This window comes from Tychonema sp. LEGE 07196, assembly GCF_963890365.1.
In the GTDB taxonomy this organism is placed as follows: domain Bacteria; phylum Cyanobacteriota; class Cyanobacteriia; order Cyanobacteriales; family Microcoleaceae; genus Microcoleus.
The window spans coordinates 1-25,477 of the sequence record NZ_CAWPRX010000023.1; the positions used below are offsets into that span (position 1 = coordinate 1).

Annotated in this window: 18 protein-coding genes; 12 read left to right on the plus strand and 6 right to left on the minus strand. The window is 43.9% G+C overall.

The window, feature by feature from the left end:
- The 4 genes from AACV78_RS03230 to AACV78_RS03245 form a co-directional block, all read right to left on the minus strand.
- A partial coding sequence (locus tag AACV78_RS03230; RefSeq protein WP_194074378.1) for a DUF4114 domain-containing protein occupies positions 1-1,253 on the minus strand: 1,253 nt, incomplete at its 3' end.
- Positions 1,254-1,751: 498 nt separating this feature from the next.
- Positions 1,752-2,858, minus strand: coding sequence for a PEP-CTERM sorting domain-containing protein (locus tag AACV78_RS03235; RefSeq protein WP_194008262.1), 1,107 nt, complete (start codon positions 2,856-2,858; stop codon positions 1,752-1,754).
- Positions 2,859-2,950: 92 nt separating this feature from the next.
- A complete protein-coding gene (locus AACV78_RS03240; RefSeq protein WP_339383449.1) occupies positions 2,951-3,166 on the minus strand; it encodes a hypothetical protein in 216 nt (71 codons plus the stop codon).
- Positions 3,138-10,640 carry a S8 family serine peptidase gene (locus tag AACV78_RS03245; protein WP_228042584.1) on the minus strand — a complete coding sequence of 2,501 codons (7,503 nt, stop codon included), beginning with the start codon at positions 10,638-10,640 and terminating at the stop codon, positions 3,138-3,140. Before AACV78_RS03245 ends, AACV78_RS03240 begins: the two co-directional genes overlap by 29 nt.
- Before the next feature lie 450 nt (positions 10,641-11,090).
- Here AACV78_RS03245 and AACV78_RS03250 point away from each other — a divergent pair, with 450 nt between their 5' ends.
- From AACV78_RS03250 to AACV78_RS03280, 8 genes are all read left to right on the plus strand, one after another.
- Positions 11,091-11,336 (plus strand): hypothetical protein, encoded by a 246-nt coding sequence (locus AACV78_RS03250; protein WP_194008261.1) that lies wholly within the window; start codon positions 11,091-11,093, stop codon positions 11,334-11,336.
- A gap of 1,019 nt (positions 11,337-12,355) precedes the next feature.
- Complete coding sequence (locus AACV78_RS28635; RefSeq protein WP_194008260.1) at positions 12,356-12,466, plus strand: Tn3 family transposase; 111 nt, start codon at positions 12,356-12,358, stop codon at positions 12,464-12,466.
- Positions 12,467-13,044: 578 nt separating this feature from the next.
- Entirely contained in the window at positions 13,045-13,191 is a 147-nt protein-coding gene (locus AACV78_RS03255; protein WP_194008259.1) for a hypothetical protein, read from the plus strand.
- A 252-nt stretch (positions 13,192-13,443) separates the two neighbouring features.
- Positions 13,444-13,845, plus strand: coding sequence for a plasmid mobilization protein (locus tag AACV78_RS03260; protein WP_194008258.1), 402 nt, complete (start codon positions 13,444-13,446; stop codon positions 13,843-13,845).
- A 65-nt stretch (positions 13,846-13,910) separates the two neighbouring features.
- On the plus strand, positions 13,911-15,683 hold the full coding sequence (locus AACV78_RS03265) for a relaxase/mobilization nuclease domain-containing protein (protein WP_194008257.1): 1,773 nt from the start codon (positions 13,911-13,913) through the stop codon (positions 15,681-15,683).
- Positions 15,684-16,145: 462 nt separating this feature from the next.
- Complete coding sequence (locus AACV78_RS03270; RefSeq protein ID WP_194008256.1) at positions 16,146-16,406, plus strand: hypothetical protein; 261 nt, start codon at positions 16,146-16,148, stop codon at positions 16,404-16,406.
- A 317-nt stretch (positions 16,407-16,723) separates the two neighbouring features.
- Positions 16,724-17,140, plus strand: coding sequence for a XisH family protein (locus AACV78_RS03275; protein ID WP_194008255.1), 417 nt, complete (start codon positions 16,724-16,726; stop codon positions 17,138-17,140).
- Positions 17,128-17,460 carry a XisI protein gene (locus AACV78_RS03280; protein ID WP_015179801.1) on the plus strand — a complete coding sequence of 111 codons (333 nt, stop codon included), beginning with the start codon at positions 17,128-17,130 and terminating at the stop codon, positions 17,458-17,460. The genes AACV78_RS03275 and AACV78_RS03280 overlap by 13 nt, the downstream gene beginning before the upstream one ends.
- Positions 17,461-17,574: 114 nt before the next feature.
- On the opposite strand, the gene AACV78_RS03285 is transcribed toward AACV78_RS03280, so the two are convergent.
- Positions 17,575-18,720 carry a hypothetical protein gene (locus AACV78_RS03285; RefSeq protein WP_194008254.1) on the minus strand — a complete coding sequence of 382 codons (1,146 nt, stop codon included), beginning with the start codon at positions 18,718-18,720 and terminating at the stop codon, positions 17,575-17,577.
- Between the two features lie 66 nt (positions 18,721-18,786).
- On the opposite strand from AACV78_RS03285, the gene AACV78_RS03290 reads away from it, so the two are divergent.
- The 3 genes from AACV78_RS03290 to AACV78_RS03300 all read left to right on the plus strand — a co-directional run bounded on the left by AACV78_RS03290 (position 18,787) and on the right by AACV78_RS03300 (position 21,230).
- Complete coding sequence (locus AACV78_RS03290; protein WP_194008253.1) at positions 18,787-18,960, plus strand: hypothetical protein; 174 nt, start codon at positions 18,787-18,789, stop codon at positions 18,958-18,960.
- A gap of 2 nt (positions 18,961-18,962) precedes the next feature.
- The gene (locus AACV78_RS03295; RefSeq protein ID WP_194008252.1) at positions 18,963-19,586 is read left to right on the plus strand and encodes a siphovirus Gp157 family protein; all 624 of its coding nucleotides are present in this window, start codon (positions 18,963-18,965) and stop codon (positions 19,584-19,586) included.
- A 426-nt stretch (positions 19,587-20,012) separates the two neighbouring features.
- Positions 20,013-21,230, plus strand: a complete 1,218-nt coding sequence (locus tag AACV78_RS03300) for an ISAs1 family transposase (protein ID WP_228042585.1) — start codon at positions 20,013-20,015, stop codon at positions 21,228-21,230.
- Positions 21,231-21,312: 82 nt separating this feature from the next.
- Here AACV78_RS03300 and AACV78_RS03305 read toward each other — a convergent pair whose 3' ends face one another.
- Entirely contained in the window at positions 21,313-21,537 is a 225-nt protein-coding gene (locus tag AACV78_RS03305) for a hypothetical protein (protein ID WP_194008251.1), read from the minus strand.
- A gap of 188 nt (positions 21,538-21,725) precedes the next feature.
- Between AACV78_RS03305 and AACV78_RS03310 the strand changes: the two genes are divergently transcribed.
- A complete protein-coding gene (locus AACV78_RS03310) occupies positions 21,726-25,295 on the plus strand; it encodes a hypothetical protein (protein WP_194008250.1) in 3,570 nt (1,189 codons plus the stop codon).
- The last annotated feature ends 182 nt before the right edge of the window (positions 25,296-25,477 follow it).

Genomic DNA, 25,477 nt, shown 5'->3' on the forward strand with positions numbered 1-25,477 from the left:
GCCTTTACCTCATAATTTCCGGCACTTAACTCTGACAGAGAGTAGCTAAAATTTGCCCACCCTTGACTGTCTGCCGTGAAAGTTTCCGCATTACCAACCTCCACCCATTCTCCGCTTTCCTTCCTTTTAGAGAATTCTACTTTGGCGAGGTCATCAACACCGTCGGCATCGTAAACTTTACCACCAGTAAAGCTGATTTTCTCTCCCGCTGTATAAGCAGTTAAAACATCAAATTGCAAGTTTTTTGGGGCTGTATTTTCTGGTGGGAGTGAGTTGATAAAATCAAGAAAATTTTTCCCGCCTTCAGTAGTAGTCCAATCCTTAGCGGGATTAATTACTTCTTTCAACAAGATCGCTTTACCCGTTGCACCTGTCAACCTGAAAATAACATCCTGATAGTCCCCATCCGAACCCGTATCAACCCGCTGATCCTCTAGGGAAAATACCAAGCCAAGACCATTAACATCCGCTATTTGACCGTACAGCCAAGCATCATTTGGGTTGAGGCTAGATAATGAAAACAGCGGACGCTTATCTCCACCAATATCGGGATTGTCAAAAACCTCTTGGACTTGACCGTTGGGCACCAACATTACAGCATAAGCCTTTCCGGGAGTTGTGGCAAATGTTTTCACGCCCTTATACGGCCCATTATTATAATTTTCTTCTCCCAAACTGCCCCTAAATAGAGGATTTGCCCCCTCTATAGATTCAGAAATCACGACATGACCCAATACAGAATTACTCAGCGATCGCTTGGCTGCTTCCTTAATAAATCCCTTATAATCTGAAGTGAATTTCTCCATACCATCGAGGCTAAAAATAGCTATTTCTCCTTGATATCTGCCTCCATCGTTGAGTAAATCGAGCCCAACTTCACCTTTATTTGTTACAAAAAATCCTGCATCAACCCCCATGCCCGTTAACGGATCGACTTTACCATCTGGAGTTAGACTGATTTGATAGTTTGTGTCTCCGGAAACCGGAGAAACATTTAAAATATAGTCCGCCGCCCCTAAATTATCGATGCTAATAGTTCCAGCATTTGTGCCGCTAGTTGAAATACTTTTGATTACCTTCCCTTCTTTGTCCCGCAGTTCCATATTGATATCACCGCTAAAACCTTCAGCAGAGATTCGGGTACTACCCAGAGTGGGGAGACTGAAAAAATAGGTATTGGTAGAATCTGTTTTACCAGTGGAACCGATATGGAAATAGTTATCTTTGAGACTACCGATTTCAATATTAGACATTTGCACCCCGATAAATAAACTTAGATTTACAAAAAGCAACTAGCAGGAATGGGCGTAGGCGTAGCCAGCCGTAGGCATCGCTTAGCTACCTGGTCTATCGATTATCTGCGATTCAGACCTACAATCTGTCTGCCTAAGCGAAGCCTTACTTTTTACGCCAATCGTCTGTTTTTCAATAAAACTTTACAAATTCCCATTAATATCGAGAATTTAGCAAAGATTTGACTGTTTAGCAGGAAATAAATAGTGATTACTTTTGATACATCTCATTATTAGGCATTTCATCGCTAATGTAAATCAATATTTGGAGAAAAATTGATAAAGACTTGATAAAGATTTTATAAAGCCTAGATAAAGACTTTATAAACATTTGATAAACCGCTCTAGTTTGTGTTTTTTTTTGCGTAATCCTACTGATTATAACTAAGGTTGGAGCAAAGGGGGTAAAGCTATTTCGTAGGAAATCGCGCTTTTCCCCAAAATCCAAATTCATAAAAATCAACGAGAAAATCTTTGTTTGCGTTTCCGCACAGCACCAACGAGGAAAGAACCGGAAGCAAATAAACCTAACATCACTGAAGGTTCAGGAACAGCTTCGGCTTCTTCGTTCAGCATTGCGTGCATATTCAAGTTGGCTTTAGGTGTATTGAATGCAAGTTTTATCGGAAACGCAGCGGGATTAGTCGGATCGACATTCAGGCCGGTGACGCTAAATTCTTTAACACCACTACCGCCGAGGAGCAAGTTGCCCAACAACGTGCTATAATTGCTAAAATTGACACTCTTCCCGACTGTAAATTCACCCAAAAGTATATCTTTTACTAACACAGTAAAAGGTGTATTAAAACCCGTGGGAAAATCAAGAATTTGAGTAAAGAGAGAGTCGGAAGTCATCTCGTAGCGAAAACCGTAAGCTGTTGGCGGATCGATATGTCTATCTGTCGGAACATCAAAGAAACTCCATAAACCGGGTAAAGTTACATTTGGCATAATGGGATTTTGTTGAGATGAACCGGGTTCCCCTGGTATAAAAGGATCGCACTTAGGATCGCCATTAGGACAAGGGCGAAGCGGTGGACGCCATATCGGGGGAGGATCGCCAACAGGGGGAGGATTGTCAACAGGGGGATTATTAAGAGCGTTAGCTAGAAAAGCTCCGTAACCAGTTGTGTGATAAACCCATTTTTGTTCGCCGCTTCCTACAGTGACAATCCAACCGTCAACTAGGGCCATTGTACACATTCTATTTGGCTCTCTCCGCCCCATACAACCATCTCTCCATGTAACTTGACGAACGCTGGCAATTTCCAGGTCGGAGACTGGCAAACCTGAAGCTTGAGAGGCATTTTCTAAAACAATACTGGCAACTGCTTCGGGTAATTCAGATGTTGGGATTGTGCGATCGAGATAAATTCCGTCGTCATCATTAGGTCTAGGTGTTCCTTCTGATATAAGGAGCGATTCTTGTGTGTTAAGCGGCTGTGGTTGACTGAGAGTAAGGCTGGCGGCTTGAACAGATTGGGGTAGGGAAAAGCCGATCGCACTTAGCAGACTTAAACCCAAGCTGAACGGATAGAATTTGTTGGCAAAGGTAGATGCAGACATCAGGATAATTTTTGTGAAGGATTAAAGGTTGACAGTGGGCGAGTGTTAAAGGGCGATCGCCCTTTAACACTCAAAAATCAACCGTCACTTATCTATCTGGAGGGAGGCGCTACTTTTATGCAAAACGTGACCTGATCTTCAGAAAACTTTACAAATCGGAGATTGTTTGGGTTTTGCCAGAAGTATTTGGGCACAGAAGGATAGGGGAGGGCGATCGCACTTTCTTTCGGATAGGGGAAATAAAGGGCGATCGCCTCAACATCTAACTTTGACCCATAATTATCGGCCGAAGAATGATTTGACTGCATTGAAACCATTAGAAACAGTGTTCTTGACAGTGTTAACTGCTTCAGCAGCTTTGTTATAGGTTTCAGTCACAACCTTCTTACCAGTCTCATAGGTGTTAACTACAAAGTTTTTAACCTCCTGATAAGCTTTCTTGCCCGTTTCAATCACCTTATTGACTATTTGCTTGCCAGTATCAATGACATTATTAACAAACTGCTTGGCTCCGTTAATAACGTTGCCCACCGCTTTTACAGCTTTTTGAGCATAGTTTGCCACCTGTTTAGCAACTTTAGATACTTGCTGGACAACAGGATTTTGAGCCACCTTGTTAACTACATTGTTAACTACCTTCTGAGCAGCTTCTTTTAGCTTTTGTTGAGACTGCTGAACAATCTGAGTAGTAGCCTTTTGAACTTCTGTCTTGAAGTTTTGATAGGAAGCTTTTGCCTGCTGTACTGTCGTTGTTGCTGTCTGATAGGCAGCCTTCGCTGCTGTGGCTGCTGCTTTAGCTGCCTGGGCTTTGGCTTTAGCAGCTTCTACAGCGTTGCTGAAAAATGATGTTGTAGCATTCCAAGCATTATCTACATTTTGACGGATAGCTGGCCAGTTATCAGCAACTAATTCACCACCTTTCTCACCCAAGTAACCACCAAGGAAGCTACCAGCTATTCCGCCAACTATTGCTCCAGCCGGGGGAAGAATAGGAGCAAATAAAGCTGCACCAACATATCCCCCAAACATACTTCCGTAAATTCCCGTGCCTCCTTTAATTAATGCTTTGCCCTTCTCTTCGTCAGTTTTAGCCTGGGAATATTCCCAAGCTATTGGAACAAACCCTAGTACACCCCCAATAATTCCAGATTGACCTAATCCGCTAATTCTTTTTGGCAGTACACCTGGCGTTTTGAACACAAATCCATTTTTACCAGGATTGGTGAATGTTTTACCACCTATGAGTTCATCCCATTTGTTTAAGTTACTATTAAAAAAACTGAAAGAATCATCTACATATTTGGAATAATTTCCAAAGCGGGGAGGATTCAAAACAAAGCCATCCATACTATCTGAAAAGCCTGGATAAGCTAAAAACTTACCCAACTTTTCTATATCGCCAGCATCGTCAATAACCCTGGAAAAATTATTGGCAAAATTTACATTCCAAGGCTTATCGCCATCCCAAAATTCATCAACTACATATTTACCAAAGCTACCTTCTTTACTCGGATCGAAAAACTCCGCAACTTTCTTTCCTGCTTCGTAGAAAGCAGAACTGCCATCGGGCTGAACCAACAAAATACCTCTGTCAGTTTGGTAAACAGTCACACCATTATTGACATAGGTACTTATTGCTTTACCTAAGTCCCCTACTTTCTGCGTAACTTGGCTGATAGCTGCTTGCAGTTGCTCCTGTCGGCGCCGCTGTTCTTCCAAAATCCGTCGCAGTTCCTCCTCAATCCGGCGACGGGCTTCCTCTTCAGCGCGACGACGAGATTCTTCTTCAGCGCGACGTTGTTCTTCCTCTAATCGTCGCAGCTCATCTTCAGCACGACCGGCATCTTCCTCAGCACGGCGAATTGCATCTTCAGCGCGACGTTGTTCTTCCTCAGCGCGACGAATTGCATCCTGCTGTTGACGCTCTTGGTCTGCCCGTTCAGGAGTGCTATCAATGTACAGAGCCGACATCCAGTTGTTTGTGCCAGCAATCTTATACCAACGGCTACTGCCGCCTCCTGGCATGGATGGATCTGGAACCCAAGCGCCATTGTCTTCATAAGCATCAAAATTAGTGGCATCTCCAGGGTATTTGAGGCCAACTTCAGCAAAGTTAGTGCCAGGGCCAGAACGTATCCTCAACCATCCTGTCTGCGTCACATATCCAGCATTCATCAGCCGCCCTGTGAAAGTCGGAACTGAAACGGCAACTGCACGTTCTCCGGGGGTAACTTTACCTTCTCCACTCCAAGTCAAAGGAGATTGAATGGGTTTTGGTTGATAGGCTTGAGGTTGAATGCGCTTTGCCAGTTCTACGGCTGCTGCTATATCTACCAAACCTGAACCTGTTTCTAAATCCCAACCAGGCTTGTTGAGATCCACCGCCGTTTGTTTGAGAATTTCTTTGACCTGAAAGTAGCTTAAACCTGGATTCGCTGCCCAAACTTGGGAAACTGCACCTGTCACCTTTGCTGCTGCAACTGATGTGCCGGCCATTTCGCCAATACCCAAGTCCAGAGGAATGGAAAAATCCAGATTTGTCTCGGTTGGCGTGTCAGTTTTAAAACCTGCTTCTTCCAGAATCTCTTGAGCCTTAATCAGGTTATCGGCTAAATCCTCATCAAAAGCATCCACAAATTTGCTGAGTGCGTCTACGCTGGCAGCATAATAACCATTGACATACTCTAAAGCTATCTTTTCGCTGGCAGCACCCAAGTAATCTTTGAGAAGTTGGTCAATTTCCTTGGTGGCTTCATCGTAAACTTGCCGTTCTTCAGGAGTTAAACTTTCTAACTCTTGCTCGTCATTTTCCGATTCTTTACCGTCACTGAAAGGTCCAAATACTTCCTCAAAAGTAGTTCGGGCGTTTGCAGACATTTCATCTTCTGGCGGTTCCTCATCGCCGATCAGTTGCTTGAGATTAACGCCTTCACCTACAGTTGAGAGGACTTGCTCGTTAGGCGTACCGCCGCGGGCCACAAAGTCTAAACCATACCCAAAACTAGAGTAGTCAGCCCGATCGCCGTTATAGTTAATTGACCCAACAGTAATAATGTTGTCAAACTCCTGAGAAGCTTGACCGAGGGCAGACATAGTTCCCGCGTTATTGCCAGCGGCAACGACAATCATCACTCCATTTTGACGGGCATATTCGATCGCCTGCCGTTCTTGAGGTGTTAATTCATAGCGAGTAGTCACGCTACCATCGGGATTAGTTTGAGTTAAGTCAAAACTAAGATTTACCACTGCTTTCGGTTGTCCAGATGCCTTTGCTGCATCGACAAATTCCCGAAGAGATTCTGCCCACTTACCCGAACCAATGGCACGGCCCAACCAAATAGGAGCATCATCATTGATGCCGTCGATACCGATGCCATTGCCTTGAGTCGCCCCAATTATCCCCAATACATGAGTGCCGTGTTCGCTGCCTTCACCCCCTAGTAATGGGTCATTGTCATTATCAACGCGATCGCGCCCCAAAATAATCCGTTTGTAATCAATATCTGGATTCTTGCCATTGAATCCCGTATCGATAATCCCAATTAAAGGCTGATTTTTCTTATCGACATCCAGCCACCTGATGGGAACATCAGTATCGATCGCAGGCGTGATTTTTGCCAAATTGACTGCTGCTGGAATATTCAACAGTCCAGAACCAGTTTCCAAATCCCAATTTGGGGTCTTCAAGTCTGTAGCAGTGCGTTGAATAATATCAACCACTTGGCGATAGCTCAACTTGGGATTTGCCGCCCAAACTTGAGAAGCTGCACCAGCTACCTTATTAGCGGCTACAGAGGTATTGAAAGTTTCGCCGCTGCTACCGTCAGCCAAGATATCTAGAGCATACCCGCTTCCCGAAGTATTCGCCAAATCGTAAGCTTTCGATAAGGCTACTGAGTCATTAACTCGTTTAGCTGCACCAACAGTCATAATGTTGTCAAACTCCAAGGAAATCTCACCGAGGGCAGACATTGTTTCGGGATCTTCCCCGGCAGGAACTACAACTAAAACGTTATGTTTCTGAGCGTATGCTAGTGCATCTCTTTCGGCTTGTGTCAGTTCGTAGCGAGGGGTAATGCTGCCATCTTTTTGGACTTCAGTCAAATTCAAATTGATACTTGCGATCGCATTAGGTTGTCCCGATGCTTTGGCAGTATCTACATATTCAATCAGCGATTTAGCCCATTCTTCAGAAGAAGCTGGTGCGCGGCCTACCACTAACGGAGCATTCTTATTGATTGCCTCAAGAATTGCTAAAGCAGTAGTATCTGGATTGTTACCTTCACCGGCAGATACCAATGGATTTGCATCACCCTCAACTTTGTCTTTTGCGAAGGTAATTCGCGAATAATCAATCTTGGGATTATCCTGACTGAAGCCTGTTTCATTGAAAATGCCAACTAACGGCTGAGCAACTTTGGGAAACTCAAATTTTTCAGGTTCGATCGCAGGTGGTACGACTTTCACTACCATATCTTCCAGCCGCGAAATCAACGCCGCTGTATTATCCGAAATAGGAGTCGATCCAGTTTGCTCCCTCAACTTCTCAGTCATCGTTTCTAAACGAGCAATCAAAGTGCGATCGATCGTATTTTCGGCAACAACATCAGCACTACCAAAATTACTCAAACGTTGTTTAATGCTTCCCAATCGGGCAATCCAATCAGCATTGACATTATTGTTTTGTGCTACTTCATTCTTAAGCAATTCTGTCACCGTCACTGTCGAATTATCTTCAGTTGGTTTTTCAACTGTTGGAGAAATTGGCAATGACTCTTTTGGTGCAGCATCACTAATACCTCCAGTCTCAGTCTGATTAACTATCTCCTGTTTCTGCGACTCTACAGCAGTATTCGTACCTACAACTGGCATAGTCTGCGCTGCTAGGGGTGGTACAACTCCTGAAGTTTCTTTACTTTCAACCACCGCTGTTGGCTGACTTTCGTTAACCGTTGAATCAACACTACTTTGAGGCAAAGTAACTGTGGAAGATTCAGCTTTTTTATTCTCTTTCAACGGCAATGAAGGCTGCTTATCTTCAGCAGTTTCTTGACTCTCAACCGCCGTTGTTGGCTGATTTTCCTTCACAGACTCTACAGAATTTGCGACTTCAACAACTTGAGTAGTTTCAGTTTTCTCTACCTCAGTTACTAAAGTCGGCTTCGATTCCTCTTTCGCCTTACTTTCCACTGGCACAACTTCCGGTTTTGTCTCTACCTTTGTCAGACTTTCCGGTGGCAAAACTTCCAGCTTAGTTTCTATTTTTGCCTGACTTTCTGCTGGCAATTTTTCTGGTTGTGTTTCTACTTCCGTCAGATTTGCTGCTGGCACAACTTCCGGTTTTGTCTCTACTTTTGTCAGACTTTCCGGTGGCGAAACTTCCGGGTTTATTTCTACTTTCTCAGTTGATGTGGTCGCAGCTACTTCCGTCTCCAACGTAGATTGTGCTGGGAAAGTTGCCGTTGCTGGTGCTTCGGTAACTTCGTCTTTTACCTCAGTTGTCGCTACGGGAAGAGGAGTTTTTTCAACTGGTAATTTTTTCGTCGAATCCGCCACAGTATCTTTTCCAGCAGTTGGTGTAGTTGTCTCACCTGTTGTCGGCTTTGCCTCTACTTGGTCGGTTGTTTCAACCTGAGTCGAATCACCAGAATTATTCCCAGTATCTTTGACTTCTTCCTCAGTCGTCACCGCTGGAGTAGTAGGTTTTGTATCTACCTTATCAGTTGTTTCAACTTGAGTTGCATCAGTAGTATCTTTGTCGGTATTTGTGGCAGGCGCTGGAGTCTTTGGAGTCTCTTGATCTGAAGTTGATGAATTAAGAATTTCAGTTTCTAACTCATCAAGTAAATCCGATAATTCAGCATCTACATTTCGTTGTGGATCGGGGGTAATGTAAGGTTTAGCATAAGCAATAAGTGCCTTGCCCAAATCAGTTTTCCGCCATTCTTTATCCGGGTTAATCACACTATCCAGCAAAGCAGCTTTTGCAGTCGCACCCCGCACTTGGAAAATGATATCATTGTAATCCCTGTCACTCCCTGCATCTAATCGCATATCCTCCATGACAAAGGTATTACCTTCCCCCGTTAGATCCGCAATTTGACCAAAGTGAAATCCCTCCACAGGATTCGCCATTGCCATAGAAAATAAAGGACGTTGATCGCCGCCCACAGTCGGATTATCGTAGACCAATTTGACACTACCGTTGGGTACCAACATCACCCCATATTTACCCCCAGGAGTTACGGCAAAACTCTTGACTCCTAAGTAGACTCCTTCGTTGGCATTGTCCTCTCCTAACACACCAGAAAAACGGGCACCTTCGGTAGCATCATTAATCACTACATGACCTTTCACAGAGTTACTTAAAGAACGCGCAGCTACTTCTTTAATGAATGCTTCCGAACCAGGCTCAAATTTGTCTAAATCCTCTAAACTGAAAATAGCTAATTCACCTTGGAACATTCCACCATCAAATGTGTAGTCTACACTGATGCGACCAGTTTCATCCGTAGTAAATACCCCGGAGGTAAAGGGAGAAATTAACTTTTTCTCCGTAGTCGGTTCTGGTTCTTTTTTGGTTTCAGTTGTTGCTACGGTAGTAGTTGAATTCTCTTTCTTTGTTTCTTCCCCGTTGCTGGTGTCAGTATTTGTTTCGTCCCCTGGCTTGCTGGCATCTGGGGAAATAGCAACTAAAGTCTCGTCTGTTTTTGGTTCTTGAGTGGCAACTGTTTCGCCTGCAACTGCATCTGTTTTGGCGGCGGCTGTGCTATTTGGATTGTTTGTGGCAACAGTTTCGCTGGGTTCTTCGGCGGTTGAAATTGCCGAATCGGTTGGTGGTTTGTCTAGTGCGATTTCCCCCGGTGATGTAGTCTCTTCACTTGGCAGTTTTTCGCTAGCAGCTTCACTCGCTGCTACAGGTTTTTGCGGTTCAGATGTGAGAGTTGTTTCGGAGACTGTAGCAACTGGCTTGTCTGATTCGTCGGTAGTGGTTGATGTTGTTTCAACCGCTGATTCACTCGCTGCTGCTGGTTTTTTCAGTTCAGATGTGAGAGTGGTTTCGGAGACTGTAGTGGCTGGTTTGTCGGTAGTGGTTGATGTTGTTTCAACCGCCGATTCAGTCGCTGCTACAGGTTTTTCCAGTTCAGATGTGAGAGTTGTTTCGGAGTCTGTAGCAACTGGTTTGTCGGTAGTGGTTGATGTTGTTTCAACCGCCGATTCAGTCGCTGCTACAGGTTTTTCCAGTTCAGATGTGAGAGTTGTTTCGGAGTCTGTAGCAACTGGTTTGTCTGATTCGTCGGTAGTGGTTGATGTTGTTTCTGCGGTCACAGTCTTGTCATCAACTGGAGTTCCTGTAACTACATCTTTGTTTGCAGTCGGTTTTTCCGAAGTTGCGGCGCTGTTTGAGGGAAGTGGGGAATCTGATTTTGCACCAGTGAGGATGTCTGCGTCGGATGATTTTTGAGTGCTCGTTGGTACTAAATTCAGCGTGTATTTGATGTCGCCGCTGATGTGCAAAATTTTGAGTGTATAGTCTCCCGCTACTAGGCTCTCAGCGCTAATTATTTCTGCACCGGTTCCCGGGTTGGTGGAACTGTAAATTGTTGCGTCGCTAGAGTTTAACAGAAATACGTCGGCATTCCCGTTCAAACTGTCGATCGCGAATTTGAAACTGCCCGGACTGTTGATGTTAAATTTGTAAAGGTCAAAGATATTTGTAGTATCAACACTACCTGTGTAGCTTGTACTGTCAGTCAATGCCCCGATGTTAAGTTCAGTCATGTTACCCCGGAAAATAGTTGGTTGAATACGCCCTCAACTATCTATTTGGAACACCGTGAGGTTTTTATGCAAATTGCGGTAAATCGTTACATAAGTTTATATTTGAGGAACCGAACGCCCAAAACTTGAAAGCTACCTTACATTACGTCGATCACTGAGAAATAATACCTGATTATTTGGCTCTTCCGTGCTTAGTGTGCTAAATTTTTAGTTTTCTGGTCTCCTACATCATAGGTGGCTGGGATTTCAAGCCAATTGCCCCCAGTTGAGCAAGTTGCTCAACAGCGCAAGCAGAGGTAAATAATCTTAAAGCCTTACCTAGCAAAGCTTTGAGGATAAATTTAAGTTAACGCCAGCACACTCAGTATGAAACTTATGCGTAAAACTGCATCCGTATGACCTACCAGCCTTTTTAGTATTTTGTCACTGGACTATTTTATAAAAAAATGGATGGCTGTTTTTCCAAAAGAACAGATTTTAATCCTCAAAAGTGAAGAATTTTATAGCAACCCATCAGCCACAATGAAGCAAGTTCATCGTTTTTTGAACTTGCCAGACTATCAACTAACTGAGTATCGTAATTACAATCCAGGTTCATATTCTCTCATCTCTGATAAATTACGTCAACAATTAGTGGAGTTCTTCCACCCTTCTAATCAGGAACTAGAGGAATATTTAGGTATGGAGTTTAACTAGGAGTGATTATATTTGGAGCAATGGTTGGCTCAATATCTCCTGCGATCGCGATCGCCCTGATGGGGTAGCGATCGTCGGCAGCACCTACGCGATGCTCTTGTCTTTACCCCTGTCCCATAAATTAATATTGAGGCCTCAGACTTAATCGCAGCCGGCCTCCGATTGACCGTCGCCTCCTTCTAGCAAACCTTGCGGTGCATCCAGCTATCGCCGTCACTCCCTAAAAAACCAAGGGCTCTCGTGGTCGGGGGGTAAATTATTACCCGACTGTCAAGCTCTGCTAGACAATAACATTTTACCCGATTAATTGTCAGAGTTAGCCACACAACAACATTTTACTCGACTGTCAAGCTTTGTCTGACAACAACATTTTGCCTTATTATCGAGGTATCGTTTTCAGCCTCAACGGAGCGCAAAAATCAGACAGCCCAGCCTCAAGTTGAGTGCTGGCATAACGGCTGCTATGCTACAAAATCGCTTCATAAATTTTAGCTGCCTGCCACTTTTCTCACACTTGCTCAACTTGATTTTTAATTCAATTCCGATGCCGTAACTTGACTATTAAATCACTTCAAATTTTGTTAAAAACGCTAAAAAATAGCTAATTGTTGCGTCAGCTAAAGTCAGGCGGAAAGCAGTATAAAGTCAGGCGGAAAGCAGTATAAAGTCAGGCGGAAAGCAGTATAAAATCAGTGAGATTACAGGCATTTGCAGGGACTGTACTCTACCTGTATTTACCTGAAAATATCCTGCAAATGCCTGAATTTTTCGGTCAAATTACTGCTTTTTTGTGCAAGGACTGCCTTTGCTTGTTGAGGCTGGTTATGGCTGTTCTTTCTCGATAGCAAGCAATGGTTTTGCGATCGCAAACCATGACTAATGTGTGCAGAGAAAAATAATCCACCCCCATCAATATTGAGCATAGTGCTTACCCGCAGTTCAAACCTTGTTGATATGGAATCAGTTGCGACTCGCGAGTCGCGACTGAAGCGTCCATGCCTCAATAAGAGCGGTAAGGTATGGGACAGGCACTGCGAATTATGTTTTTGTTGGAATATATTAGCGATCGCTCTTTACGCCTAGAGATTGCTGCCTGTATTAATCAGGTGGAGAATTATAACCGCCATTAATAGGTGGGAGTCGAGCGACTGCTGTAAACCGAGTCAGGGGGTAAATTTTTATCCGACTGTCAAGCTTTATGAGACAACAACAGTTTAGCCGATTGCAAAGCGCGAGTCCGACAACAGCAATTTATGCAACTGTCAAGGCTGACATAACGGCGGCTACGCTGCCAATTTTTTCGCACTTCTGAAATTTGATTTTTAATTCAACTTACCAAGCCACAACTTGACTATTAAATCAATTCAGTTTTTGTTAAAAACGCTAAAAAATAGCTAATGTTGTGGAGCGTTAAAATCAGGGATTTGCAGTATAAAGTCAGGCGTTTGCAGTATAAAATCAGTGAGATTACAGGCATTTGCAGGGACTGAACTTTACCTGCAAATGCCTGACTTTATACTGCAAATCCCTGACTTTTTCGGTCAAATTGCTGCTTTTTTGTGCTGTTCGTGTCTTGACCTGTTGGGACTGGTTTTGGCTGTTCTCTCTCGGTAGCAAGCAATGTTTTTGTGATCGCAAACTCTGACTAATTAGTGCAGACAAAAAATAAGGCTCCCTTATGAATGGGGCATCCTAGGCGTCAAGGCGCTTGATTTTTACCCGCTCTTCGACTGTGCCGGCTGCTCACATTGCTCCTGCTGTTGTGGTGGCTTTTGTGGCAGCACAAGCATCAATTGCCACAACTTTCCCATCGCACTTGGGTAGCGATCGATCGCATTGTTCGCTCTCTTGTTAACCAGCCCTCGCTCTCTTGTTAACCAGCCATCGCGGTCAGACGTTTAATCGTCCGACCGCGTGCGATCGCCTCAGTCGCTATAATTTATACAAACAAATTAAATTAAGTTAGAGTTGGGTAGGGGTCAGTCTCACTTTGATAAACCCTCTAATAACCCTCTCCAATTGGGGGGGATAAAATCACCTGACTAGCGGTTTTTAATTACAGCGGTTAACTTGTATCTTGGCAAGAGGTTTTTACTGATTAAAAACTATGAAAACTTTACCGTCCGTCAAACCCAGAGAGCTGCTATCCAACCATATTCACATTCGCCTCACTGACTCTGACTACAATCAAATTAAAGCCAGAGCCTCGCTAGTCAATTTGAGCATGAGCGACTTCATGCGCCGTGCAGCTTTGAGGAGAACCATGCCGCGCCCTCTAGCTGCATTTGACTTAAAAGCCTATCAAGTGTTATGCAAGATTGATGCCCAACTTAGAATTGCAGGAAACAACCTCAATCAAATTACTAAAGCTTGCAATAGTGCTGTGGCATTGGGAGAACCCGTTGTTGTCAATACAGGACTCTTAGAAAGCGTACAGCAACTCATTCGAGAAAACGGGAGTGCAATTAAAACAATAGTTGCAAACCTCGCCAAATCTACAGTACGCTAATTATTAACAAGCCTGGGCTTTACCGCCTGAGCAATCGATTCTGTGCAACTGACGGCTTTTCGGTTATGATTGGCAAACAAATCAAAGGTACAGGCTTTCGGGGCTGTCTGAACTACGTACTGGGCAAAAAAGACGCTTACCTGATTGGCGGTACTATGTGCGGACAAACCCCAGAAGAACTCGCTGCTGAATTTGCAATTGCCCGCCAACTAAGACCTAACCTGAAAGTAGCAGTTTTTCACGCCACTTTATCTGTCGATAGCACCGAAAAACTAGAAGATTTTGAAGAAAATGACCAACGCTGGCTGGCGATTGCAGCCAACTACATGAAAGCGATGGAATTTGACAACAACCAGTATGCAGTTGTCAAGCACAGCGATACAGAACACGACCACATCCACATCGTCGCCAGTCGCATTTGCCTAGATGGAGGTGTTGTTGACGATAGTTGGGATTATTACAAAAGCCAAGAAACTATTCGCCAACTCGAACGGAACTACAACCTGGAAACTGTTACACCCAGTTGGGAAACAGACAAACGAGCTCAGACTACAGGAGAACACAGGTACTTACAAAGCAAGGGAAACAAGAGCGTCAGGGTGCAATTGCAAGACCTAATTGATGAAGTTACTCACGACAACCCAAGTATGCCAGAATTCGTTGAGCGGTTGCAGCAACAAGCCGTAGAGGTGCAAGTCGGATTGACTCGAACTGGCTTTAGTAAGGGCATTTCTTACAATTTAGATGGAGTCGCTTTAAGTGGCACTCAATTGGGTAAAGCCTACACTTTTTCTGGATTGCAGAAGCATCGAGGCGTTAGCTATGACAAAGGGCGAGATAACGCCCTAATTGAGGCTTTAATGCAGCCACAACACTTAGCTATCGCCCCTGGCGAGGCAGAGGAAAATGAGCTAGAGTCGTCACAATCCGAGTTAGTAGCAACCCTATCTGCAAAAGCATCGGAGTTAGAGTCGTCACAATCTGAGTTAGCAGCAAGCGCACCTGCAACGAGTGCAACAGCATCGGAGTTAGAGTTGTCACAATCTGAGCTAGAAACAACCGCACCTGCAACGAGTGCAACAGCAAATGAATTAGAGTTGTCACAATCTGAGCTAGAAACAACTACACATAGAACTCCTACCACAGCATCGGAGTTAGAGTTGTCACAATCTGAGCTAGCAGCAACTACACCTGGAACTCCTGCAAGAGCAAATGAGTTAGAGTTGCAATTATCAATCCTGCCTGAAAGGAATGAAACTCAGTGGCAAAAAGTGCGCTCGCATCTAGCAGTCGAGTACAGTTTACCTTTAGAGTTACTCGAAAAATTGCACTCTCATTCTTGGTTGTATGCCGGCTCAGAAAAGGCTGTGTTTACAGGACGGACGCTTGAGGGAGAAGCCCGGTTCGCTTTTGTTCTCGATGAAAGAGGCGACTTTACTACAACCCATCCCCTGTCATCTGAAGCTGCTTTCTGGGTAGCAACTACTGGAGGAATTGAGCGAGCTGTGATTGCTTGTAACCCAATCGAAGCCCTTTCAATTTTGCTTATTGAACAGGATAACTCTACAACAGCACCAGCGACACTTTACCTAGGAATTGAACGAGCTTCACAACTACCTATAGAATTCTTACAAGAACTTGATAGCGTTATTATAGCGATTGCAGAAGATTATATGCTCGCTCGAAATGCAAGCGAGCTGCTACCGAATGCAGAACTTGTCAGTTCACAGTCAAGTTGGAATGAGATATGGATACAATTAATTGAGCAAGAACAGCAAACTCAAAAACAAAATAACCAACAGTATAAACAGCGCATCCAAGAAATTGAATTGGATTAGTTATTGCCACTTAACAATTTGACTTTTATTAAATAAAAGCGCTAGCTAACAAATTTCCTGGTTGCGACATAAATTACTGGGTAGTTCGGCCATATCAGGGTTTTGATAACGGTGGGTCAACCGTTTTATCCCCCCAATTATTCTTACCAGGCAGGAGGACTAATTACTGATATTGCTGTCAGTAATTTTGACAGCTTTTTTAACGTATTTATCAACTATTTGGGCGTAACTATTAAGTAAATTGAGACCGTGCTTGCTCAAATAATTTGTGAGTCAACATGGGTCAAAATAAATTATTTATATATTTTAGCGTACTCACTAACATTTACGAAAAAACAAATTTATGAGCGCTGTCGCGCCCAAAAATAAAACATCGGAAAAAAAATGTAACTATCGCAAACCTATACCTATTACTTCAATAATTTAACCTGCGTCCACCAAACAGAAAACGAACTGTACATCATGGGCAGGGAAACAACACTTGTACTAAATTTTCAACAAACAAGCTATCAAACGCTCGACAAAATAATCCACGCTCTGCGACTTGTGAGAGACAAAAAAGTCCAAGACCGAAAGTCAATTATTGAACAAGAACTGCTGGCTTTAAACTTCCAATTCCCTCTCGAAAGCAGCAACCGTAGCAACAACGACACCAACAATGGTAGCAGCAATGGTAGCAGCAACGGCAGCCCCAAGAACTGCGAGCTAAAAATCGACTGGTAATTAAATGATGCCGGAGAGATAAGTTTGTTTCTCCGGCAGCCAATAGCAAACATTTTTCGCCACATCCAAAAAAGGCTTCCTCTCATAGCAGCATAGGTGTATCTCTTGCACTAAGAGCAAGCCGATATGTTCGAGTCGTCGGGCGCAACACTATGTCGGCTGGACAATCATATTTGGACGAAAGGCTTCTTCTGATCTAAAAAAGGCCGAGGGGCAAAGTTTTGTGGCGCTGCCCGAGAACCTCGCTTTCAGATGAAGAGCGTATATACTTGAAATAAAACTCTCGAAGATATTAAACACAACGAGTCAGTACAGCTATGTCTGCTAAAGATGTCTTTCACGAAGTCGTTAAAATCGCTCTCCAGAAAGATGGATGGCAGATTACTCACGATCCATATACTTTACAAGCAGGAACTCTAGAACTTTACATCGACTTGGGTGCCGAAAGGATGGTTGCGGCAGAAAAAGACGGACAAAAAATTGCCGTTGAAATCAAAAGCTTTATTGGCCCCTCCAAAATCTCCCAGTTTTACACAGCATTAGGACAATTCATTAGTTATCGAGCAGCTTTGCAACAACAAGAAACTGACCGCCTTTTATACCTAGCAGTACCCAGCAATGTCTACGAGAGTTTTTTTACAATGGGGTTTATTCAGTCTTTAATTCAACAAAACCAAATTCATTTAATTGTTTACGATATAGAGCAGGAGGCGATCGCACAATGGCAAATGTAGACCTTTATAGGCAGCACATCCAAAATCTTCTCTCCCAACACGCTAGTCTTGTGTGGGATGAACGAATTCAGGCTCAAACTATCTTTGATACCGAGCGCGATCATTATCAATTAGTATATGTGGGCTGGCGCAATCAGCGGCGAATTTATGGCCCGGTTTTGCACCTAGATATTATGGACAATAAAATTTGGATTCAGCAGGATGGAACCGAGGTGGGTATTGCTAACGAGCTCGTAGAATTAGGAGTTCCTAAACAAGACATTATACTTGGTTTTGACCCTCCTAATATGCGACAATTAAGTGACTTTGCTATTGGATAAATTACGCTTAATGGTTAAAAAACTTAGCTTTTTTGAAGGCTACTTTTTTATTTGCTTTGTATTAATTATCAACATTTATTGCAGTCAATAAGTCGGATATTGCGTGTGCTCGCATCAAAACTTTGAAACCAGATCGCAAGCAGAACCGACGCCAAATCCAGGTAAATAAGTAAGGCGATAGTTACTTTTAGCCATAGCCCTTGCCTCTCTTGTTGTCCAAGGTTTGACGCTTAGCAAATCGGGCTCAGTTTCCAGTTGCTTTAAATAAGAGCGATCGCCCGTTACAAAGGCGATCGCAATCGCCAGGAATTTACAGCAGCTCAAAGGAGCCTGAACCACCTGCTTTTCAGTAAACCTAACCACAATCCAATTCCACTCTAAGAATAATTGATTGCGGCGCATATCGCTGTCAGCATCGCAGCAGTGAGTGGGCTTCTTAGATTTGCCAGCATAAGGTTCATCAATCTCGACATCAATTCCGAGTCCAGATGGAGTGTGAATTACAGTAAAATCTGCTGAATAGCTCCTCTGAGATGACGGAATTTTAAACTCGGCTGCTTGGACAACTTCCTCGAAATATTGCTGCAAATATTGCAGAAAGGGTTGTTCACTCACTCCTTGCCGAGCTTGAGATATGCCATTAGAACTAACCCGAAGTGACATCAAATCCTTGAGCGATCGATTTCTGTGCTGTAAGTCAATTTTTACACTTGTAAAAACTGTCTGCAACCCTTCTTTTCCTAGCTTAAAACTAGAAAATTCCTGCTGTTTGTTGGATAACATCTCTTGTTGGGATAATCTTTTTTGTTGGGATAACGTCTCTTGTTGGGATAATCTTTTTTGTTGGGATAATATCTCTTGTTGGGACAACATCTCTTGTTGTTTGTACTCAAGAACTTGCTGTTTATACCTGGATAGCAGTTTTTGACGGCAACCAAACACATAACTATAAGCAGCCGCAATTAAACATGAATAAGCAGCTACTACCAACAGCATTTCCCACCACAGCCAACCCCAAGAAATAGCTAACAGCGGAAGTACGATCGCACCATAGAGCCAAAACACCCAAATTAACCACAGCAACTTGACAGGTAACACCACAGGTGGTTGAGGCGGAGTCAGCAAAACAACAGGTTGCTCAAATTGTTGAGTTTCTTGAAGTTGGGATGAGGTGGCACAACTAGAACTTGCCTCTGGCAAAGGATATTGATGGCAGAATTGCATTACCACTTTTGGGTAAAAAACTATAGGATAATTCATAACTTTAAATACTCCTTTTTTTTAAGAGCGCGGTCGCGCTATTTTTAAGAAAGTTTTTTGAATTGTATGCAAAAAATCACCCAGTCAAACTCACAAATTTTAACTCATTTTCAACCAGTTAGCCAGATTCAAAAGGACAAACAAATCTCTCTTAAATCCGACCCGGAAACAATGGCTGCGCTTACTCAACTCGAAGAACGCCGCGATTATTATCACACCTGCATCAACGGAGGATACTAAGCATGAATTTAGCCACAGCGACGCTTGCTCAAAGTTCAATAACTGCGGCTCAAGTTTGGCATCAACTAGAGTCAGCAGAAAGCTCAGAAGAAATTGACCAACTGCTGCAATCCCTTTGGCAAACCCAAGAAACCCAGGAACTTGCTGTTGATGCCCATGCCGACTTAGCCGACCAAATTGATGCCGAAATTGCAGGAATTACAGCGCGAATGCAGTATTTGATAGAGCTGCATTCAAGAGCTCTCAACAAACTCCAGGGGTGGAGAGAGCGCTTAGATAAAACCGTTCTATACTTCAACGAGTGCGGCGTGTTAACTTCCGAAATTGTTGGCAAACACCGCCGCATTGCTGTCAAAGAAAATCCGCCTACCTGTGAAGTTTTGATTGACCCATCTCAACTGCCAGAACCCTATCGCCGAGTCGAAACCAAAATCGTAATTTCTGCCGACAAAAAGGCGATTGCAGACGCTTGGAAACAAGGAATGCCTGTCGATGGTACTAGAGTTTTCCGCAAACGCAAAGTGGTTTACAGCTTGCTTCCAGGTAACAATTTGCATTCTCTTCAAGCCAACCAGACGCTTGAAAGTCGTTCTTCGGATAAAACGCCGTCCAAAAAACGGCGTTAGCCATCTTTTCAGGTGTCAGGAAGGCCTTGATTTGACACCTGAATTATTAGACATATCCGAATTAGACACCTCCGAATTATACCATTTATGAAAAGTCATGCAACAGTAGCAACAGTAGGTTGATTTCGTGAAATAAACCCAACGATGCAAATTGTAGCAAGACTTTTTAGAAATGGTATTACCAGGGTAAGCTCATCTAATTTGGTATAAATTGTACTTGACAAAAAGGGCAAGATATAAAGGAACATCCTGTCAATAGCGGTTCTTTTGAACCCATTTGAGATATTTTGACGATGGACAGACAACGAGCGATGGACAGACAACGGGCAAGGGACAGACAAAGGACGATCGACTCGGAGCCTCAAAGATGTCAAAGGGGTTCTATAATACTGCTTCATCTGTGTCACGAATGGTGAGGAAAAATCAATGGAGAAAGGATTTGATCGTGTTGTGAATGAGCCAAAATCATCACCGGAACCCGACAGGTCTCAACCCATCTCCCTGCAACACTTACAAGCTTGCTTATCAACTTATTTTGATGACATACCAGACCCGAGAGTAGACCGAACAAAACAACATTTACTTAAAGACATTCTGGTCATTACCATATTAGCTGCGATCGCCGGTGCCCAGGGGTGGGAAGACATCGAAAATTATGGACTCAGCAAGCAACAATGGTTAGAAGAATTTTTAGAGTTACCCAATGGCATCCCCAGCGATGATACATTTCGCCGGGTGTTTGAAAAGCTAGACCCTAAAGTTTTAGAGGAGAAATTATCGCAATGGTTGCAACAAATTATGGGTTCAGTTTGCCAAGAAATCATCCCCATAGATGGCAAAAGTTTGCGAGGTTCTTACGATCGAGAGAAAGGTTTAAAAAACTTACATTTAGTGACAGCTTGGGCGAGCGGACAACGTTTGGTACTCGGGCAAGTCAAAGTTGAAGACCATTCCAATGAAATCACAGCAATTCCAGCCCTACTAGAACTACTCGACATTGCCGGGGCGATTATCACCATTGATGCGATGGGGACTCAAACAGAAATAGTCCGACTGATTCGTCAGAAAAAAGCCGATTATGTCGTGGCACTAAAAAGCAATCATCCCACTCTTTACAATCAAGTAAAAGACTGGTTTGAGACGGCAAAAACTCAGGAATTCATGGGGATTGAAATGAGTTATGATTCCCGAACCGAAAAGGGACATCATCGCCTCGAAACTCGAAAAGTCTGGGCGGTATCAGTTGCCCAAGTTGGAGGACTTTACAAGCAAGAGCAATGGGCAGGCTTACGCACTATTGTGATGGTCAAAAGAGTTCGTCATCTGTGGAACAAAACTACTCACGAGGTACAGTTTTACCTAAGTTCTTTACCAGTAGATGCCCAGCTAAATGGTCGTGCTATTCGTCAACATTGGAGCATTGAAAACCAAGTGCATTGGAGTTTAGATGTGACTTTTAATGAGGATAAATCCCGGATTCGCTCGTTAAACAGTCCTCAGAACTTCGCTCTGGTAAGACGGATCGCCCTTAATGCGGTCAACCAAGAAACAACTCTCCAGCGTAGCCTGCGACAAAAAATTAAACGGGCTGCGATGAACAATGACTATATGATGCAAATTCTCAAGTGCTTTTGTCAAGCATGATTGAGATGCTCTTACCCTGATGGTATTACAATGTGACACGTTTGTTTTGTAAGAGCGAAGACTTAATTTCGGTCGGTATCTCTTATAAATCAATCCAGTATTGAGGGTTCTCCACTTGTTCTTCGGTGACGTTGAACAACGTTGATGCTCTACCTTTAATAACCCCGTCAGCATCAAAACTCAAACCGCCAAACTGCTGACTGTTTTCACCTTCTGCAAAAGCAACGCGAGCAAGTGCATCGCTATCGCTATCAGAGAAATAATCCCGTTGGCTTTCCATAGCCGTAGTTGTGCGAACTACTTTCACTTTTTTTCTCCACATTGGGATTGTCATTCTGATTGTAACACGCTACTTCTTTCTTCTAAACCCTCCAATTGGAGGGGGTAAATATCACTCAGTAGCAGGAATTTGTGAAGGAACAACCTTGTCAAAATCTGGACTATTACTGTGCGTAAGTCCTAAAAATGTAAAAACTAGGATTCAGGAGCTAATCAATGAGCAGAAGAAAACTTACCCCAGAATATCGCTCCACAGAATGGGTAGCTGGGGAAGGACTAAAAATCCCAGTCTTTGATATGTCCTTGGCTGACGGTAGAGCAAAGGGGCGGTACCAAGCTGAATCAGAAGTGCTGCGTAACTCCCTGCTTGAACTGCTTTTTGAACCTGAAGAATTAGCATCCCTAACCATCGTTAAACCAGACCCAAATGAGAGCAGCTTCGACCCTCTCAAAAACATCGACTTCGGAGATGGTATTACCAGAAGAGTTGCTTTCAGCTCAGGAAAAAATGTGTATTTTGCAGACAAAGAACTCTCAACCAAACTGTTGAGCGTATTCAAAACCCAACCCGACCACGCCTGTCGCTACGGCTCACTGCTAGTTAGCAGTTGCCACCAAGGAGCCAAATTGTTAGATAGCTCCCTTGACGGCGAAACCTTGCGAGTCAAAATTGTTGATTCTCAAAGCGATGACCAAAGTGAAAAAGCGAAAGCTCATAAGTGGCAAACCGGAGACTGTCACGGTAAAATTTCACCGGCACTAGCCCAACAATTAGGAGGGAATTACAACCGACCTTTTCAATTCAGATTTGCCTGGATGCAGGAATGGGGACAAGAAGACTGCCACACTCCAGAAATTAGCTTTCTTGCCAAAGGAACGCTGTTGCCTGATGCTAATTTAACCTCCGAGTTGGGTTATGATATCATCATGGATCGCTCCTCTATCAAAGGAGTGGCTAAAGAGCAATTAGCTGAACTTATCCCCTGTGGCGACTACGAATTTCCCAAAGCTATACTGGGAAATCGAGGCAACGCCAAAGTAACTGAATACGAAAATTCCTGGCAATTTTCGATTTGGTATTCCGAAGCAGCTATTGGGGCTGACATCGCCACACCGACTAAAGTTGAAGCCCAAAAGCTAGCTGACTTGCAAAACAATCGACTGCAACTTGCCAAATACTTAGTCGAGCAGCACGACAAAAAAGCGGCTTTTCAATCTAGCCTTCACGAAGACAGCAGCGGATTAGAAGACGAAACAGATGAAAAAGCCCAACGCAACGAATCCCGGCTAATTTCAATTTTGAGGAACGACAAACTCGGTCAACTCCTCGACTTTCCCAAAGTCGTCGATTTCATGCAAGAACAACTGGCTAAAAAGTGGAAAGACTTAGCAATTAAGGGAGCAATTCATCACGGTTCAGCAATGGCTCAACCTTGTGAAAACCTCCAACCCGGTACAATTGTTGCCCCCCACTTGCGACACGGCACAGAAGTCATCGTTACCCGATACCCAATTGTCAGTAAAGATAACATCCGCCGCTACACAGTAGACAACAAAAGCCATCCTGAATTAACGCAGTACAAAGGGTGCGTTTTCATTCGCTCTGACCAAGCCATGCAGCATCATCAATGTGATTTTGACGGCGATCAATTAGTGATTACGCCTGCTTCCCGAATGCCGAATATCGCCTCTGAAACCAGGCACGCTAATCAAGAGAATGAGTACGATGCAGTTGAGAAGCGAGAGAAAGTTGACTACACTAAAGCTACCGATAGTGATGGCGATCGCAAGTATACCAAATTGCGGCAAATTGCCGTAGCGATCGCCCAAAATAAAATCGGCTGGGTGGCTACCTTAATCGGGAGAGTGCAATCGTCAGCAGCAGAACCGGGACAGCCAGAAAGTTTATTCAATCAACAGAAGCGGCAGCTTCTTGGAAAGCTATTTGATGCTCTACAAATTGAAGTGGACAGTCCCAAAAGTGCTACTCGCACCGAAGACCACCACCCCACCCTGCTGTCCAAGGCTAAGCAGTGGTCAGAACAGCACCCAAGCTACCTATTTGATTACAAAGACGACCCCAGGCTTTACAAAACCGTGCCATTACCTATAGGAGACGGCACCGCTATCAATTGCATTGCTAGGGAGGCTGTTAACCCAGAGTGGGAACCGACTCGTCTAAAAAGTCGCCACCGCGACGAGTTTCGCTACCTGTTTGAGTCTCCTTCTGATTTAGATGAACGAGAAAAATGGGAGAAATATTATGTCAGGTGGGCGCAAGATATTAAGGAACGCTATCGAGAAAGGATGGGCGAAATCCACTTGGAGTGCGGCGGCGATTCTAAGGCAATTAAAGAAGCCGTCAGCAAGTTATACGAGAGCTTAAGAGCCGATGTGACCGAAGCTTGGACTGACCCTGAAGAACGGTTTTTAGCTGCTAGTGCTATGTGGCACGTCGAAACCGCCAATCCCAACTTAGAAGTTCCTCGCAAAGCTTGTAAGGAACTTTCTCGCCAACTGCTGATTGAATTCAACCTTGAACCTGAGTACGAGCGACTCCACGAAGCAATGCCAAAAGACACTTACGTTCTGAGCGTCCCTTTTGAGGAATTTGAACTCGACGGCAGCAATAAGACGGTCAGGGATAAGAAGCGACAGCCAGTTGGCAAAGACTTAGCTGGACATTGGAAAGAATTGTTAGACAGCAAAGGCATTAAATATGAAGCAACTTTGCATCCGAGCCTGCCAATGGTCAATTTTGCCTTTATTGAACCCAGCGACAAACTGGTGGGAATTCTTGAGAAGAAGTTTTGCGAAAATGTCAACGACATCGACAGTTTAGACTTAACTTACCGCGATGGTCTTGGTCGCACCAAAGATGTCAGTTCACGTATTGTAGCTCCTGCTGATTATACTTGGCTTGAGTCCCAAAACCAAACACCTAAAGCAGCATTGGTTCTCAACCTATTTACGGATGAAATTTGCCAGCAATTGCAAACCTTTCAGTTTGACAGAGCTGAACTGATTGGGCAGAAGTACAATGACTTGAAAGATGTTGACTTTAGCAGTCCCAAATGGAGGCAGAAAACATTGACTTTTGAGGTGGGTTCTGTTAGCGGTAGCGGTTCGAGGCGCGACGGCAGCGCCATTGTCCTCCTTGACGGACAAGAATTAGCCATGTTCTCTGCTAATTCACCTAAATTGCCGATCGGCACTACCTTTGAGGCCACTATTGAACCCTCGCCTAAAGGCAGCGCTCTGATCTTAAACATCAACCCTAGCTCTGTGCAACTAATTGAATCAGTTGAGGAACTTTCAGAAGTGGCGCCCACCCCTTGTCAAAACCGATCGCAATCCGTATCCCCAACCACTTGTCAAGAGCAACCGCTTGTATCGCCAACCCCTACCCAAAAGCGATCGCAATCCGTATCGCCAACCCCTACCCAAAACAAACCGCCGTCTCAACCCGAAGAGATTGCTGCCAACCCCGCCCACCTCTCCGAATTGCTGAAAGATGCTATTTCTGAAGCATATAACCAAACTGGAGAAACTAAAATTCCTGTGGGAAACTGGACAGCTTTTATTAGCCAATCTCGCAATAATGTTAGGTGTTTAGTCAGAGATGAAGCTGATAATCCGGTCTTGGCTGCTGACTTGAAAACCGGTCAAATCATTAAGAAACTTTCTGAAAACAACAGCTCTCAGTTTATCAAATACCTCAGAGAGGTTGATGCTGAATTAGCTTCTACATCTTCAAGAAAAAGAGATGCAGATACACAACTTTAACATCAACTACCGCACATCTAAGAGCGGGTAGGTGTGAACACCAGGAAAGCTCGTTGACCGAACAGTTAGTTTTTTAGTGAGTTTCAAACAGGGGATAAGCTGTCGCGCCTTGAAATTGTATACTTCAATCTTTGTGGGAAAAGCGTCAAAGTCTCTCCCCCTCTCCCCCTCTCTTTCTCCCC

Excerpts from the sequence above, each read along its gene's own strand:
- AACV78_RS03265 (WP_194008257.1), top strand. The coding sequence starts at position 13,911 with ATGATTGGCAAACAAATCAAAGGTACAGGCTTTCGGGGCTGTCTGAAC.
- AACV78_RS03260 (WP_194008258.1), top strand. The coding sequence starts at position 13,444 with ATGAAAACTTTACCGTCCGTCAAACCCAGAGAGCTGCTATCCAACCAT.
- AACV78_RS03300 (WP_228042585.1), top strand. The coding sequence starts at position 20,013 with ATGGAGAAAGGATTTGATCGTGTTGTGAATGAGCCAAAATCATCACCG.
- AACV78_RS03290 (WP_194008253.1), top strand. The coding sequence starts at position 18,787 with ATGCAAAAAATCACCCAGTCAAACTCACAAATTTTAACTCATTTTCAA.
- AACV78_RS03285 (WP_194008254.1), bottom strand. The coding sequence starts at position 18,720 with ATGAATTATCCTATAGTTTTTTACCCAAAAGTGGTAATGCAATTCTGC.
- AACV78_RS03245 (WP_228042584.1), bottom strand. The coding sequence starts at position 10,640 with ATGACTGAACTTAACATCGGGGCATTGACTGACAGTACAAGCTACACA.
- AACV78_RS03235 (WP_194008262.1), bottom strand. The coding sequence starts at position 2,858 with ATGTCTGCATCTACCTTTGCCAACAAATTCTATCCGTTCAGCTTGGGT.
- AACV78_RS03270 (WP_194008256.1), top strand. The coding sequence starts at position 16,146 with ATGGGCAGGGAAACAACACTTGTACTAAATTTTCAACAAACAAGCTAT.
- AACV78_RS28635 (WP_194008260.1), top strand. The coding sequence starts at position 12,356 with ATGGGACAGGCACTGCGAATTATGTTTTTGTTGGAATATATTAGCGAT.
- AACV78_RS03275 (WP_194008255.1), top strand. The coding sequence starts at position 16,724 with ATGTCTGCTAAAGATGTCTTTCACGAAGTCGTTAAAATCGCTCTCCAG.
- AACV78_RS03240 (WP_339383449.1), bottom strand. The coding sequence starts at position 3,166 with ATGCAGTCAAATCATTCTTCGGCCGATAATTATGGGTCAAAGTTAGAT.
- AACV78_RS03295 (WP_194008252.1), top strand. The coding sequence starts at position 18,963 with ATGAATTTAGCCACAGCGACGCTTGCTCAAAGTTCAATAACTGCGGCT.
- AACV78_RS03250 (WP_194008261.1), top strand. The coding sequence starts at position 11,091 with ATGGCTGTTTTTCCAAAAGAACAGATTTTAATCCTCAAAAGTGAAGAA.
- AACV78_RS03280 (WP_015179801.1), top strand. The coding sequence starts at position 17,128 with ATGGCAAATGTAGACCTTTATAGGCAGCACATCCAAAATCTTCTCTCC.
- AACV78_RS03310 (WP_194008250.1), top strand. The coding sequence starts at position 21,726 with ATGAGCAGAAGAAAACTTACCCCAGAATATCGCTCCACAGAATGGGTA.